Annotated in this window: 14 protein-coding genes; 7 read left to right on the top strand and 7 right to left on the bottom strand. The window is 71.1% G+C overall.

Annotated features, from left to right (window positions below):
- Positions 1-5: 5 nt before the first annotated feature.
- Positions 6-1,181 (bottom strand): glycosyltransferase, encoded by a 1,176-nt coding sequence (locus IE267_RS22890; protein ID WP_189764511.1) that lies wholly within the window; start codon positions 1,179-1,181, stop codon positions 6-8.
- Between the two features lie 80 nt (positions 1,182-1,261).
- Between IE267_RS22890 and IE267_RS22885 the strand changes: the two genes are divergently transcribed.
- The 6 genes from IE267_RS22885 (at position 1,262) to IE267_RS22860 (ending at position 8,095) form a co-directional block, all read left to right on the top strand.
- Positions 1,262-2,044, top strand: coding sequence for a glutamate racemase (locus tag IE267_RS22885; RefSeq protein WP_189764510.1), 783 nt, complete (start codon positions 1,262-1,264; stop codon positions 2,042-2,044).
- Positions 2,045-2,090: 46 nt separating this feature from the next.
- The gene (locus IE267_RS22880) at positions 2,091-2,678 is read left to right on the top strand and encodes a hypothetical protein (protein WP_189764509.1); all 588 of its coding nucleotides are present in this window, start codon (positions 2,091-2,093) and stop codon (positions 2,676-2,678) included.
- A 134-nt stretch (positions 2,679-2,812) separates the two neighbouring features.
- Positions 2,813-4,429: an apolipoprotein N-acyltransferase gene (gene lnt, locus IE267_RS22875; protein ID WP_189764508.1), complete on the top strand. Its 1,617-nt coding sequence runs from the start codon at positions 2,813-2,815 to the stop codon at positions 4,427-4,429.
- A 34-nt stretch (positions 4,430-4,463) separates the two neighbouring features.
- Complete coding sequence (locus IE267_RS22870; RefSeq protein ID WP_189764507.1) at positions 4,464-4,946, top strand: NUDIX hydrolase; 483 nt, start codon at positions 4,464-4,466, stop codon at positions 4,944-4,946.
- 56 nt (positions 4,947-5,002) lie between these two features.
- A complete protein-coding gene (locus IE267_RS22865) occupies positions 5,003-5,806 on the top strand; it encodes a 3-hydroxybutyrate dehydrogenase (protein ID WP_189764506.1) in 804 nt (267 codons plus the stop codon).
- Between the two features lie 372 nt (positions 5,807-6,178).
- Entirely contained in the window at positions 6,179-8,095 is a 1,917-nt protein-coding gene (locus tag IE267_RS22860) for a helix-turn-helix domain-containing protein (RefSeq protein WP_189764505.1), read from the top strand.
- An 89-nt stretch (positions 8,096-8,184) separates the two neighbouring features.
- Here the strand turns inward: IE267_RS22860 and IE267_RS22855 are convergent, their stop codons facing one another.
- The 5 genes from IE267_RS22855 to IE267_RS22835 all read right to left on the bottom strand — a co-directional run bounded on the left by IE267_RS22855 (position 8,185) and on the right by IE267_RS22835 (position 12,710).
- A complete protein-coding gene (locus IE267_RS22855; RefSeq protein ID WP_189764504.1) occupies positions 8,185-9,576 on the bottom strand; it encodes an MFS transporter in 1,392 nt (463 codons plus the stop codon).
- A 200-nt stretch (positions 9,577-9,776) separates the two neighbouring features.
- Entirely contained in the window at positions 9,777-9,938 is a 162-nt protein-coding gene (locus IE267_RS22850) for a hydrophobic protein (RefSeq protein ID WP_100575597.1), read from the bottom strand.
- 195 nt (positions 9,939-10,133) lie between these two features.
- The gene (locus tag IE267_RS22845) at positions 10,134-10,523 is read right to left on the bottom strand and encodes an ATP-binding protein (protein WP_189764503.1); all 390 of its coding nucleotides are present in this window, start codon (positions 10,521-10,523) and stop codon (positions 10,134-10,136) included.
- Between the two features lie 513 nt (positions 10,524-11,036).
- Positions 11,037-11,402, bottom strand: a complete 366-nt coding sequence (locus tag IE267_RS22840; RefSeq protein WP_189764502.1) for a VOC family protein — start codon at positions 11,400-11,402, stop codon at positions 11,037-11,039.
- Positions 11,403-11,537: 135 nt separating this feature from the next.
- Positions 11,538-12,710: a PP2C family protein-serine/threonine phosphatase gene (locus IE267_RS22835; protein WP_167155725.1), complete on the bottom strand. Its 1,173-nt coding sequence runs from the start codon at positions 12,708-12,710 to the stop codon at positions 11,538-11,540.
- Positions 12,711-12,800: 90 nt separating this feature from the next.
- Here IE267_RS22835 and IE267_RS22830 point away from each other — a divergent pair, with 90 nt between their 5' ends.
- On the top strand, positions 12,801-13,304 hold the full coding sequence (locus tag IE267_RS22830) for a MarR family winged helix-turn-helix transcriptional regulator (protein WP_229861382.1): 504 nt from the start codon (positions 12,801-12,803) through the stop codon (positions 13,302-13,304).
- Positions 13,305-13,632: 328 nt separating this feature from the next.
- On the opposite strand, the gene IE267_RS22825 is transcribed toward IE267_RS22830, so the two are convergent.
- A complete protein-coding gene (locus tag IE267_RS22825; RefSeq protein WP_167155733.1) occupies positions 13,633-13,839 on the bottom strand; it encodes a hypothetical protein in 207 nt (68 codons plus the stop codon).
- Positions 13,840-14,062: the final 223 nt, after the last annotated feature.

Raw genomic sequence — 14,062 nt, 5'->3', positions numbered from 1 at the left:
ACCCCTCAGCGTTGTTCGGGCGCGGCCTCGGGACGGGCGTAGGTACGCCCCTTCCAGGCTGCGCCCCGGCCGCGGTAGTGCTGCACCGCCGAGTCGACCGTCATCAGCAGGTACAGCAGCGCCGTGAACGGCAGCGTGGGCGCGAGCGCGAGCGGCTGACGGTAGTAGCGCAGCATCGGCAGATACGTGCCGGCCATCACCAGCCAGGCGAGCCCGCCCGCCCAGGCGGCCGCCGAACTGCCGCTCACCAGGCCCGCGGCGAACGTGAGCGGCGGGGCCAGATAGACGAGCGTGAGGCCGCCGACCGTGCCGAACAGCACCAGCGGGTTGTGCCGCAGCTGTGCGTACGCGCTGCGCGAGACCATCCGCCACAGGTCCGCCAGCGCCGGGTAGGGGCGCACGCTGTCCACCCGGTCCGCGAGGCCCAGCCAGACCCGCCCGCCGGACCTGCGTACCGCACGCGCCACGGACACGTCGTCGATCACCGCCTGGTGCACCGCCTGCGGAATCCGCGCCCGCTCGGCCGCCTCCGTACGCAGCAGGACGCAGCCGCCGGCCGCGGCGGTGGCACGCGGCCTGCGGGCGTTGATCCAGCGGAACGGATACAGCTGGGCGAAGAAGTACACGAACGCCGGGACGATCAGCCGCTCCCAGCCGCTCGCCACCCGCAGCCGGGCCATCTGCGACACCAGGTCGAAACCGCCGCCGCGCGCCGCGGCCACCAGCTCGCGCAGGCTGTCCGGCCGGTGCGCGATGTCGGCGTCGGTGAGCAGCAGGTACTCCGGACCGTCCGCCCGTGCGAGCGCCATGCCCTGCCGCAGCGCCCACAGCTTGCCGGTCCAGCCGGGCTCCGGCTCACCCGGTGTGACGACGGTGAGCGGCAGACCCCGGTGCTCGTCGGCGAGCGAGCGGGCCAGGTCTCCGGTGCCGTCCGAGCTCCCGTCGTCGACCAGGAAGATCCGCGCGCGGCCCGGATAGTCCTGGGCGAGCAGCGACGGAAGGCTCAGCGGCAGCACGTGCGCCTCGTCGCGGGCCGGCACCACGACCGCGACATCCGGCCAATCCGCGAGCTCCGCGCGCGGCGGCAGCCGCTGGTCGGTGCGCCAGAAGAAGCCCTGGCCGAGCAGCAGCCAGAGCCAGACGACCAAGGACAGCAGGGCGATCCACACAAGGGCGCTCATCCGCCGCAGTCTGCCCCACAACCCGTGCCGCGCACGGGACCTCGGGCGGTTTCGCCGAGGCCGTCGACTATGGTGACCGGGTGAAGATCGCGCTCATGGACTCCGGAATCGGCCTGCTCGCCGCGGCCGCCGCCGTACGCCGGCTACGGCCCGACGCCGAACTCGTGATCTCGTCCGACCCCGACGGCATGCCCTGGGGCCCCCGGACCCCCGAGAGCGTCACGGAGCGTGCCCTCGCCGTGGCCCGGGCGGCGGCGTCCCTGCATCCGGACGCCCTGATCATCGCCTGCAACACCGCGTCCGTGCACGCCCTGCCCGCGATCCGGGCCGCACTGGAGCCCGGCATCCCGGTGATCGGCACCGTGCCCGCGATCAAGCCCGCCGCGGCCGGCCGGGAACCCTTCGCCATCTGGGCGACCCCCGCCACCACGGGCAGCCCGTACCAGCGCGGGCTGATCCGCGAATTCGCCGACGGCGTTCCCGTCACGGAGGTGCCCTGCCCCGGTCTCGCCGAGGCCGTCGAGCACGCCGACGACGCCGCCATCGACCGGGCCGTCGCGATGGCGGCCGCCCTCACCCCGCCCGAGGTAAGCACCGTCGTCCTGGGCTGCACCCATTACGAGCTGGTCGCCGAACGCATCCGTACGGCCCTGCGCCCCGAAGGCGGCCCCCTCACCTTCTTCGGCAGCGCCGAAGCGGTGGCCGCCCAGGGACTGCGCCGCGCCGGGATCCTGCCCGCACCCGAAGCGGGCCAGGTGGGAGGCCTGACCGTGCTGCTGAGCGGGCGCACGGGCGCCCTTCCCGACGTGGCGCTCGCCTACCCCGAAGGCCGCCTGCTGCAGGCCGTCAGCACCGCTCACTGACAGTGGAGCGGTGCCTAAACGGCGGAACCTGAGTACGCTGCTGAACATGAGGGAACCGTCCCCGGAGTACCCCACGCCCCCCGAGCTCCACTCTGGATCAAGCGCCGCGGAGCAGCTGCCAGAGGTCTGGACCGGCCGGGCGACCAACCGCGTCCAGTGGCTGCTCGCGATCGGCGGCGCGGCCTGCATCGCGCTCGGCGTCGAGCTGGCCGTCGACTCGACCTGGACGTCGGGCATCCTGCCGCTCCTGATGTCCGTGATCGGCTGCCTGGCGGCCGGAGTCCTCGTCCTGTTCGGCACCCTCGCCTTCGTTCACGTGGCGGTCAAGGTGGACGGCGACTGCCTCGAAGTGCGCTGCGGCCACATCGGGCTGCCTCGTCGCACCATCCCGCTCGACCTGGTGGTCGGAGCCGACTTCGTCCCCCGCGTCACCCCGCGCCAGTGGGGCGGCTGGGGATACCGCTGGCGGCCCGAGATCGGCACCGCCGTCGTCGTACGCCGAGGCGAGGGCGTCGCGATCAAGCTGGGCGACGGACGCGTCTTCACGGTGACCGTCGACGACGCGGAAGCCGGCGTGCGGGTCATCCGCGACCGGCTGCGGCTGCTCGGCACCAAGAAGCCCGCCGGGGCCTGACCCCCGGTCCCCGCCCCCAGTCCTGGTCCACGTCCCTGGTGCCGGACCTTCGCACAAGACCCCGGGACAGAGGCCCCGAGCACCCCGAAGCACGGACTCCCGCGAACACAGGGACCGGCCGTAGACTCCGCCGGGTGAGCACCACCGAAACCCCCACCACCGAGCCGGAACAGCTCGGACCCCGGCCGCCCGCGCCTTCACGGCTGCGGGCGCTGCTGCACCGTCTCGTCCGGCCCGCCGTGGCCGCGCTGGGTGGAGTGCTCCTGTATCTGAGCTTCCCGCCGCGCCCCCTGTGGTGGCTGGCACCCGTCGCCTTCGCCGTCCTCGGCTGGGTGCTGCGCGGCCGGACCTGGAAGGCCGGCCTCGGCCTCGGCTACCTCTTCGGCCTCGGCTTCCTGCTGCCCCTCCTCGTGTGGACCGGAGTGGAGGTCGGGCCCGGCCCCTGGCTGGGGCTCGCCGCCATCGAGGCACTGTTCATCGGGGCGGCCGGAGCCGGCACGGCCGTGGTCTCCAGGCTTCCGCTGTGGCCCGTGTGGTCCGCCGCGCTGTGGATCGCCGCCGAGGCCGCCCGCGCCCGAGCGCCGTTCGGCGGCTTCCCCTGGGGCAAGGTCGCCTTCGGCCAGGCCGACGGAACCTTCCTGCCGCTCGCTGCCCTCGGCGGTACGCCCGTCCTCGGCTTCGGTGTGGCGCTGTGCGGTTTCGGTCTGTACGAGTGCCTGCGCCAAGCCCTGCGGCTGCGCGGCACCGCAACCGTCCGCAAGGGGGCCGCGGCGGCGGCCCTGCTCACGGTCGTCGTGCCGGTCGCCGCGTCCTTCGGGGCGCGCGGCCTGGTCAGCGATGCGGCCGAGGACGGCACCGCGACCGTCGCCGTGATCCAGGGCAATGTGCCCCGGCTCGGTCTCGACTTCAACTCCCAGCGCCGGGCCGTGCTCGACTACCACGTGCGCGAGACCCTGCGGCTCGCCGACCGGGTCAAGGCGGGCAAGGAGCCGCAGCCCGACTTCGTCCTGTGGCCGGAGAACTCCTCCGACGTCGACCCCTTCGTGGACGACGACGCGCGCGCCATCATCGACCAGGCCGCCAAGGCCATCGGCGCACCCATCTCCGTCGGCGCGGTCGTCGGCGGCTACGGCACCAAGCTCTACAACGAGCAGGTGCAGTGGGACCCGAAGCTGGGCCCCGTCGCGACGTACGACAAGCGGCAGATCCAGCCGTTCGGCGAGTACATCCCGTTGCGCGGCTTCATCAGCACCTTCGCCCCCGGCTACACCTCCATGGTCCGCGAGGACTTCAACCGGGGCACCAAGGCGGGTGTGTTCACCATGTCCGGCACCAAGGTCGGCATCGCCACCTGTTACGAGGCCGCCTTCGACTGGGCGGTCCGCGACACCGTCACCGGGGGCGCCCAGCTCATCTCCGTGCCGAGCAACAACGCCACCTTCGACCGCAGTGAGATGACCTACCAGCAGCTCGCCATGTCCCGGGTGCGGGCGGTCGAGCACAGCAGGACCGTCACCGTCCCGGTCACCAGCGGTGTCAGCGCCGTGATCATGCCCGACGGCAAGGTCGTGCAGAAGACCGCCATGTTCACGCCCGCCTCGCTCGTCGCCAAGGTCCCGCTGCGCTCCTCGCAGACACCCGCGACCAAGCTGGGCACCCTGCCCGAGTGGGCGCTCGTCGCGGTCGCCGCCGCGGGCCTGGCCTGGGCGGTCACCCGGACCGTGCGCGGCCGTCGCGGCACCGAGGGCTGACGGGCCGGTTCCCGGCGGCCGTTAGGGTCGGGTCATGGCAACTCCTGACTTCATCCGAGACATCCGGGCCCTCGCCGGCCATCAGTTGCTCCTGCTGCCGGGCGTGAGCGCGATCGTCTTCGACGACGGCGGCCGGGTCCTGCTCGGCCGTCGCGCGGACAACGGACTGTGGTCGACGATCGGAGGCATCCCCGAGCCGGGGGAGGAGCCCGCCCACACCGCGGTCCGCGAGGTGTACGAGGAGACCGGCGTACGCTGCGTGGCCGAGCGGGTCGTCCTGGTGGAGGCCGCGGCCACCCCGATCACCTATCCCAACGGGGACGTGTGCCAGTTCATGGACATCACCTTCCGTTGTCGAGCCACCGGCGGCGAAGCACGCGTGAACGACGACGAGTCCCTGGAAGTGGGCTGGTTCGCCATGGACACCCTGCCGCAGCTCAGCGACTTCGGGCTGTTCCGCATCAAGCAGGCGCAGTCGAACGGCCCCACATGGTTCCAACCCAGTGCTGGGCTCTGAAGTATGTGGGCTGACCACATGGGTGGGTGAGGGACCGGCTGCCTAGGGTCGGGAACATGACCGCGCCCTTCGCCCCCGCACCCCTCCCGCACTCCGTCACCCTCGATCTGGCAGGCCGCACCGCGCTGGTCACCGGCGCCGCGGGCGGCATCGGCCGCGCCTGCGCGCTCCGGCTCGCCGCGGCGGGCGCCGCGGTCAGGGCGGTGGACCGGGACACGACGGGCCTCAAGCGACTCACCCTGCGTGCCAACGGGCTGAGCGGCACGGTCCAGCCGGTCGTCCTCGACCTGACCGACCTGGACGCCGCCGAACGGGCCGCGGCCGGAGCGGACATCCTGGTGAACAATGCCGGTCTCCAACTGGTGCGCCCCATCGAGGAGTTCCCGCCCGAGGCCTTCCACACCGTCCTCACCGTGATGCTCGAAGCCCCGTTCCGGCTGATCAGGGGGGCGCTGCCCCATATGTACGGGCAGGGGTGGGGCCGCATCGTGAATCTGTCATCGGTACATGGGTTGCGGGCCTCTGCTTTCAAGTCGGCCTATGTGGCCGCCAAACATGGTCTGGAAGGCCTCTCCAAGACTGCCGCTCTCGAAGGGGCAGCGCGTGGGGTGACATCGAACTGCGTCAACCCCGGGTATGTGCGGACGCCACTGGTGGAACGTCAGATAGCGGACCAGGCCGCGGTGCACGGCATCCCCGAGGACCGGGTCCTCGCCGAGATCCTTCTGAAGGACGCCGCGCTCAAGCGGCTCGTCGAGCCGCACGAGGTCGCCGAGGCAGTGGCCTACCTCTGCACTCCACAGGCGTCCTTCATCACCGGCACCTCCCTCGCCCTCGACGGCGGCTGGACCGCCCACTGAACCGGCCCGACAACCACTCGCCCCCGACGGGTGGGCCCCGCCCCGAAACGGCCCACCGGGCAGCCGACTTGACCGCGTCACCGGGTTTGGCCCCACCCCGAACCGCCCACCCGGCCGCCGACTCGAACCCGTCACCGGCTCTGGCGCCGCCCCGAAATGACCCACCGGGCAGCCGACTTGAACCCGTCACCGGGTTCGACGCCGCCGTGCACCGGCCACCGGGTCGCCCGGCCGAACCGGCTGTCGCACCCGCCACCGAACCGGCCACCGGGCGGAACCGGCCAACGCACCGATCCCTCCCTTGTTCTGCACCGCTCAAGAGTTGTCCACAGGCCTGGCGAGGCCGCCCGTCCGGCAGGTATCCCTGTGACCATGTCCCACGACCACCCGCAGCTCAGCGACCACCCGGAAGCCCCCTACCTGGCCCTCCTCGCCCGTGGTGCGCCGGCCGAGGCGTACGACCGCCCGGCGCTCCTGGCCCGCGCCGACGGCGCGCGGCCCGAGGCGCTGGCCCGCCTGGACGCGGCGAAGCGGCTCGCCCTGCGGGTCCGGGCCGACCTCGAAGGGCGCAGGCGCCGCGAGGCCGAACTGTCCGCCCTCTTCGAGACCGCGCACGACCTGGCGGGCCTGCGCGATCTGGACGCGGTGCTGCGCGCCATCGTGCAGCGCGCCCGCTCACTGCTCGGCACCGAGGTCGCCTATCTCAGCCTCAACGACCCGACGGCGGGCGACACTTACATGCGGGTCACCGAGGGGTCGGTCGCCGCCCGCTTCCAGCAGCTCCGGCTCGGCATGGGCGAGGGGCTCGGCGGGCTCGTGGCGCAGACCGCCCGGCCGTACGTCACCGCGAGCTACTTCGACGACGAACGCTTCCAGCACACCAGCACCATCGACTCCGGCGTGCGCGACGAAGGACTCGTCGCCATTCTCGGGGTGCCCTTGATGCTCGGCAGCACCGTCATCGGGGTGCTCTTCGCGGCCGACCGCCACCCGCGGGTGTTCGCCCGCGAGGAGATCGCCCTCCTCGGCTCCTTCGCCGCACATGCCGCCGTCGCCATCGACACCGCCAACCTGCTGGCCGAAACCCGGTCCGCCCTGGCCGAGTTGGAGAAGGCGAACGAGACCATCCGGAACCACAGCGCGGTCCTGGAACGGGCCTCCGAGGTGCACGACCGGCTCACCGAACTGGTCCTGCGCGGCGGTGGAGTACGCGAAGTGGCCGACGCGGTGTCCGAAGTCCTCGACGGTACGGTCGAGTTCGCCGACGCGGACTCGGCGCAGGCCGCGGTGCTCCAGCTCAGCGGCAGCGACGGGCACGCCCTGCGTCACGGCGCGGACTGGCTCGCCGGAGTCTCGGCCGGAGGCGAACTCCTGGGCGCACTCGTCCTGCACGGGCAGCCCGGCCTCGACCCCGTCGACCGGCGCACCCTGGAGAGGGCCGCCATGGTCACCTCCCTGCTCCTGCTGGCCCGGCGGTCGGCCGGCGAGGCCGAACAGCGGGTGCGCGGCGAGCTGTTGGACGACCTCCTCGACGCGCCCGGCCGCGACCCCCTTCTGCTGCGCGAGCGTGCCGCCCGGCTGCGGGCCGACCTCGAAGCCCCGCACGTGGTGCTGGCCGCCCGCATCGACGGCCCCGACGCGAGCAGCGCCGCGCGCCGTACCGCGGAGGGCCGCCGCATCGGCTCCGCCGCGGCATACCTGGCCACGACCCGGCACGGCCTCGCCTCCACCCGCGACGGCGGTACGGTGCTGCTGCTACCGCTCGGCCCGGGGGACACCCCGGCCGAGGTCGCCCGGGGGGTCGCGAAACAGCTGGGCACCGCCCTGCGCGAGCCGGTCACGGTCGGTGCCTCGGCCGTCGTGGCGGCCCCGGCCGCGACGCCGCCCGCGATCGCCACCGCCTATGCAGAGGCCCGTCGCTGCCTTGAGGCGCTGCGGCTGCTCGGGCGTTCCGGGGAAGGCGCCGCAGCCCAGGACCTCGGCTTCCTCGGGCTGCTGCTCGCGGACACCCGGGACATCGCCGGTTTCGTCGAGCGCACGATCGGTGCGGTAGTGGCGTACGACAGAAGGCGCGGCACCGACCTGGTCCGCACCCTCGACGCGTATTTCGCGAACGGGATGAGCCCGGCCCGGACCAAGGAACATCTGCACGTCCACGTGAACACCGTGGCCCAGCGCATGGAGCGGATCGGCCGCCTCCTCGGACCCGACTGGCAGTGTCCGGCCCGTGCCCTGGAAATCCAACTGGCCCTGCGCCTCCATGTGGCGGCACCGGCCATGACTCCCTGAAGGGTGGGGTGCCACCACATGGTCGCCCGTCCCGGCCACAGTTGCCCGCCTCCGCAGCCCACTTCAAGGGGGCGCCGTCCCGGTCCGCCTCAACTGCCCGTCGCCGCACCGCTCCCGCGTGCCACCGTCCTCATTCCGGCAGCCTTTCCCGCGCCGCCTCCCACCCGCTCCAGATCCCGCTCGCGCGTCTCCTTCGCACACCCGATGGCGACGACGGTCAGCAGGACGGCCGCGATGACGTAGAGGGAGATCGGCGTCGACGTGCCGTAGTCGGAGAGCAGCGCCGTGGCGATGAGCGGCGCGGGCGCACCGGCCGCGACGGACGAGAACTGCGCTCCGATGGAGGCCCCCGAGTAACGCATCCGGGTCGCGAACATCTCCGAGAAGAACGCCGCCTGCGGTGCGTACATCGCCCCGTGGAAGAACAGGCCGACCGTGACGGCGAGGACCAGGTTGCCGAACCCGCCGGCGTCGACCAGTGCGAAGAACGGGAACATCCAGGCGCCGACACCAAGGGCGCCGATCAGGTACACGGGCCTGCGTCCGATCCGGTCCGAGAGCGCGCCCCAAGCCGGGATCACCACGAAGTGCGCGGCGGAGGCGATGAGTACGGAGTTGAGCGCGGTCTGCTTGGCCATTCCGGCGGACGTGGTCGCGTACACCAGGATGAAGGCGGTGATGACGTAGTAGCTGATGTTCTCCGCCATCCGGGCCCCCATGGCGACCAGTACGTCGCGCCAGTGGTCCCGCAGGACGGCGACCAAGGGCGGCTTCTCGGTCACGTCGTCCGACCGGCGGGCCTCGGCCTGCGCCAACGCGGCCTTGAACACCGGCGATTCATCGACGGACAGCCGGATCCACAGGCCGACGAGCACCAGCACACCCGACAGCAGGAACGGTATGCGCCAGCCCCATGCGGTGAACGCGGCATCGCTGAGCAGAGCGGTGAGCGCGGACAGGACCCCGGCGGCGAGCAACTGCCCCGCGGGGGCTCCGGTCTGGGGCCAGGACGACCAGAATCCGCGCCGCCGCGCGTCCCCGTGTTCCGACACGAGCAGCACGGCCCCGCCCCACTCACCGCCGAGCGCGAAGCCCTGCACCAGACGCAGCGCGGTGAGCAGGACGGGGGCCGCCGACCCCACGGTGGCGTGGGTGGGCAGCAGCCCGATGCCGAAGGTGGCCCCGCCCATCATGAGCAGACTCACCACAAGGAGTCGCTTCCGTCCGAGCCGGTCCCCGAAGTGCCCGAACACCAGCGCCCCGAGCGGCCGCGCCGCGAACCCGACGGCGTACGTGAGGAACGAGAGCAACGTGCCGACGAGCGGGGCGGACTCGGGGAAGAACAGCTTGTTGAAGACGAGCGCCGCGGCCGACCCGTAGAGGAAGAAGTCGTACCACTCGATGGTGGTCCCGATGAGGCTGGCGGCCACGATGCGGGGGAGGTTGGCGGGGGGCGGGGCAACGGTTGCGGGGGAGGACATCGGCACCACTTCCCGGTGTTCGACGGGGACGACTACGTGTCGCCACACCGTAGGAACGCGCAGGTCAGGGGCGTATGTGGTGGGGCACCATAGTTCGGGGCGCAGTCGTGGGCGTGGCGGCCCCGGGGGCGCACACGTATGGGGCTCCCCGCCATCTCTCGGGCGGGGAGCCCCATACGTGTACATGCAGCGACTGGCGCCTACCAGCGGTACCAGCGGCCGCTTCCTCCCTTGGGGCGGGCGACGAAGCCGACCAGCCATACGACGAGCACGATGATCGCGATCCACCACAGGGCCTTCAGTGCGAAACCCGCGCCGAAGAGGATCAGAGCCAGCAGAAGAACGAGAAGCAGGGGAACCATAGTTATCAACCTCCGAGCCACCGAATGCCCCGCTGCGGCTGGGCAACACCGCATTCAGGCGACTGTTTATAAAATTATTAACCGGGCATTCGTGCTTCCCTCTTTCGCCTTCGAGGAGCATGCCGGAGCGAAGGTTGTTCGCGGTCCCGGCCAACCCGTGTCACGCCGTCGGCCCTCCGGCGCGCACCTGCCGGGCTAGCGGGGCAGAAGGGCGCTGACGGTCTTGCCGCCGGCGCTGCTGTGGGTGACATAGGTGGCGTGGGCGAGGCGGTTGACCATCGGCCAGCCGAAGCCGCCCGTGTCACCGTGCAGGTCGGGGGTGCGCATCTGTGGAGCCCGGGTGCTGCGGTCGTGCACGGCCACCTCGATGCTGTCCGGGTGCACGGTCACGTCAAGGGTGCAGGTGCCGCCGCCGTGGCGCAGGGAGTTGGTGACGAGCTCCGAAACGACCAGGACCACCGTGTCGGCCGCGTCCGCCGCGAGGGGAAAGGCGAGCCCTTCGAGGAAATCCCAAGTGCTGTCGCGTGCGTCGGCGACGGGGGCCGGGGAGCGGACGGTTGCGGCGCTGAGGCTCATCGTGTCCATTGGTTCACCTGATCTCTGGATCGGCCATGCCCGAGTCCTGCTTGGCAGGCCTTGTGCCCGCGCCCTGGCCCGTCAACCCCCGAAGCGTCCGTTTCGTCCCCCGCCCCGTTGCCCTCGATGGCGATTGCCTCACATCCGAACACACAAAAATCTATGTTGGCGAGAGTAGACATTGGGTTGTGGTGTGCGTATGGTTCCTGTCGTAGCCAAGAAGGACCGCAGGCCTGGCAGAGACGAACTGCCGGGAGCCAAAACGCCATCAGGATCGCCCGGACACTGTCACGAGTCCGGGTACCGCAGGACATCGATAGTGAGGTGGTCTCCGGTCGAGCAACCGCGATCCCCGCATCTCCCGCCCTCGCTCGGGTGGACATGCGGACACAGAAGGCCGGTGCGACATCAGGGCCGGCAGATGGTGTAGCAAGTTCCTTCGGGGCCCGGGTGCCACATGGCACCTGGGCCCCTCAAGCGTGTTCCGCGAGAGAGGTGCAACGACAGCAGGCGACGCGGACGTCACCGGGACGGGATCGGCTGTGTGAGGTTCACCGGGTTGCCGTCGGGGTCCTGGACGTGGGCGACGCGCTGCCCCCACGGCATGTCGTTGGGGCCACCGCGGACCGAACCGCCCAGCGCCTCCACCCGGCCGAGCGTCTCGTCGACGTCGTCGACGCCGATGCTGAGCAGGATGCGCGAGGGAGCCTCGGTTCCCGGGTCCTCGGCCACCAGCCCGAGGTCGGTGTCGCCGATGCGCAGGCCGAGGTAGAAGACCGGGCCTTCCTCCGGCACGCGGAAGATCTCCTCGGCGCCGAACAGCCTCGTATAGAAGCCGAACAGTACATCCAGGTGGGGAGTCACGATCACTGGCTGGATGGTGGACATGGCACTCCTGTCGAGAACGGTCGTATCAGTGGGTAGACCGTTCGGGGACGGTGGACTCATCGGCGCCATCGGCACCATCACCACACCGGACGGGTTCCACCGCAGGCTGCCGCCCGCACATGCCCTGCCGTGGGATCAGTCGTTCTGTCGGCCGTGCCAGTCGAGGCAGACGACCATGGCGTCGTCGTCGGCGTCGATGGGGCCGCGGTGGCCCGCGAGTTCTTGCAGTACGGCGCGGGGGACCTGGGAGGCGGGGAGCAGGCGGGTGTTGGTGAGGGCCCGCATCAGGGCCTTCTCGCTGTATCGCTCGCCGACGGGCGAGGCCACGTTGTAGACGCCGTCGCTGACGAAGACGAGGCGGTCTCCGGGCCGCACCTCGAAGTGCTCGGTCGTGTAGGGGGTGTCCTCGAACATGCCGAGCGGCATTTGGGCCTCGGGGTGAATCTGTTCGGCCTTCCCGTGCCGCAGGCGCCACATCCGGGGGGACCCGGCATCGACGATCTGGGTCCGCCCGGTGTCGAGGTCGAAGCGGAGGAGCAGCGTGGACAGGTAGGCGTCGCCCCGGTAGTGGCCGTAGACGGCCTGGTCGGCGAGGCAGGCTTGGTCCGACAGGGACAGGCCGGCGCGACGTGCGTTGCGCAGAGCGTTGACGGCCAGGTTGGTGAGGAGGGCGGCTTCGATGCCCTCGCCCATGCCGTTGGTGACGACGAGCGTGAGGTGGTCGGCGGAGGTGGACCAGTCGAAGTTGTCGCCGTAGATGGCGTAGGCGGGTTCGAGTTGGGCGCCGATTTCGTATTCCGGCCGGGAAGAGGACCGGCCGGGCAGCAGTTGCCATTGCATCTCGGCAGCCAGGGTCAGTCGGTTGGCACGTCTCGCCTGGAGATAGACGTCGGTGTCGCGCTCGGCGACGACGATGCTGTGCCCGAGCACCTCGGCGATGTCCCGCAGTTCCCGTTCCGCGGCGGCGTCGTACGTCTCCTGGGCCAGGACCACGGACAGCACGCCGATCCGGTCGCCACGGACGCTGACGGGCAGATGGGCGGTCAGCCTGCCGGTCCGGTCGTCCGCCACCACATGCGGTCGCTGTGCGCCGAACGCTCGCCCGGGGGAGCTGTCGTGGACAGGGATCGGTTCGGCGGTGTAGGGAAGCTCGCTGACCGGTTGCAGTATGGTCATCGCGTAGTCCGCCATGAGCAGGTCCACGGAAGAGGCTCCGTAGTGCGCGGCGAGAGCCTTCTGCACCGCTTGCAACAGAGCGTGCGGTGCCGCTTGGCGCAACGCGCGTTCCGTAGCCGTGAATCTGTCCACCGTTCGGATACCGCCTGTTCGGGAAGTTGAAAGCAGAGGAGCGGGAGGGTCTTTGTTGTGCCTCAGCGACAGCCGAGACGGTTGAAGACCGTGACTGTTGGACGTGCAGACTCCGACGCCGACCGGCGAGCGGCTGCGCACGCGGCCCGCGAGGCCATCGAGGTGCTGGAGGTGTTGTGGGGCCAGAGCAGGGAGCTGGCGCCGACCGCCCCCGTCTCGATCTCTCAGCTGCGGGTTCTCTACATTCTCGCGGACAATGACGGCATCAACCTGCGCGCACTGGGCGAGGAACTGGGTTCGACCCCGCCGTCGGTGAGCCGCATGTGCGACCGCCTGCACGCTCTCGATTTCATCGAGCGGGCTCCCAGTTCGGCCAGTCGGCGAGAAGTCGAACTGCGTCTGTCCGGCAAGGGGCTGCGTTACCTCAGAGAGCTGAGGGCGCGCCGCGAAGAGTCACTGGCCGACGTGGTGGCCGGCATGACGCCTGCGGAGCAGGCCACCTTCGCGCAGGGGCTGGCGTGTTTCCGATCGGCGGTGCTGCGCGAGAAGGGCGCCGTCGGCTCCGTACGCGGGGAGGCAGCGGGTACGGCTTGACCCCGTCTCGCGGCCGGTGCGCCAACCGGTTCACCGTCGTCAGTCCTCCCGTGCCAATGTTCTGTGCGCACGTTGCCCGTGAGCAGGGTCCAGAGTGCGACCGCACGGCATAGTTGTCAAGCGGCAAGTGTTTATCTCCGAAGTCCCGCTGTGTCCGAGTTCTGCCGCACTTTTACCCCCGTATCGCCGGTGGATGCGTCCCTGCGGAGTGGCGCGGAAGGTGCCCCCGGCCGACGGCCGACAACGCGGTCGACGGGCCCGAGGGGTGCCCCCGGGCCGTCTCCGTGCCGTGGCTGCGAGGCCGGGGGAAGCGGCAGGCTTCGCCGGGTCAGCCCGCCGGGATGTCGCCCGTCAGCTTCTCCAGGCGCAGCAGGTCGTGGGGGTTGAGTCCGGACAGGGCGCAGATGGCTTCCACGTCGCCTCCCCGGCGCAGGGCTGCGACCGCTTCGAGTTCGGCATCGGCGCGCGCGGCGTCCAGTGCTGCCTCGGCGTCGCGCAGGCGGTGGACGGCCAGATCCAGCGAAACCAGTTCCATGCGCGGATGATGCCATGCCCCGTCCGGACTCTCCGGCAGTCCGGGAGTTGCGCCGCTGCCCTGCGACTGGAAAGCCCTGGGACTGCGCAGGCGGCGGGAGTGCTCCTCGTCATGTTTTTCATCGGTACGCTGCGGCGGTCACCGTCGGCGTTCCTCTCCGGCCGCTCTTCCGGCCGTCTCTCGGCACGCATGGTCGGTGTGGGGCGGCCACGGCCCCGGATCG

The sequence above is a fragment of the Streptomyces xanthochromogenes genome (assembly GCF_014650455.1).
Taxonomy (GTDB): domain Bacteria; phylum Actinomycetota; class Actinomycetes; order Streptomycetales; family Streptomycetaceae; genus Streptomyces; species Streptomyces xanthochromogenes.
This window is presented reverse-complemented; position numbering and strand designations above follow the sequence as displayed.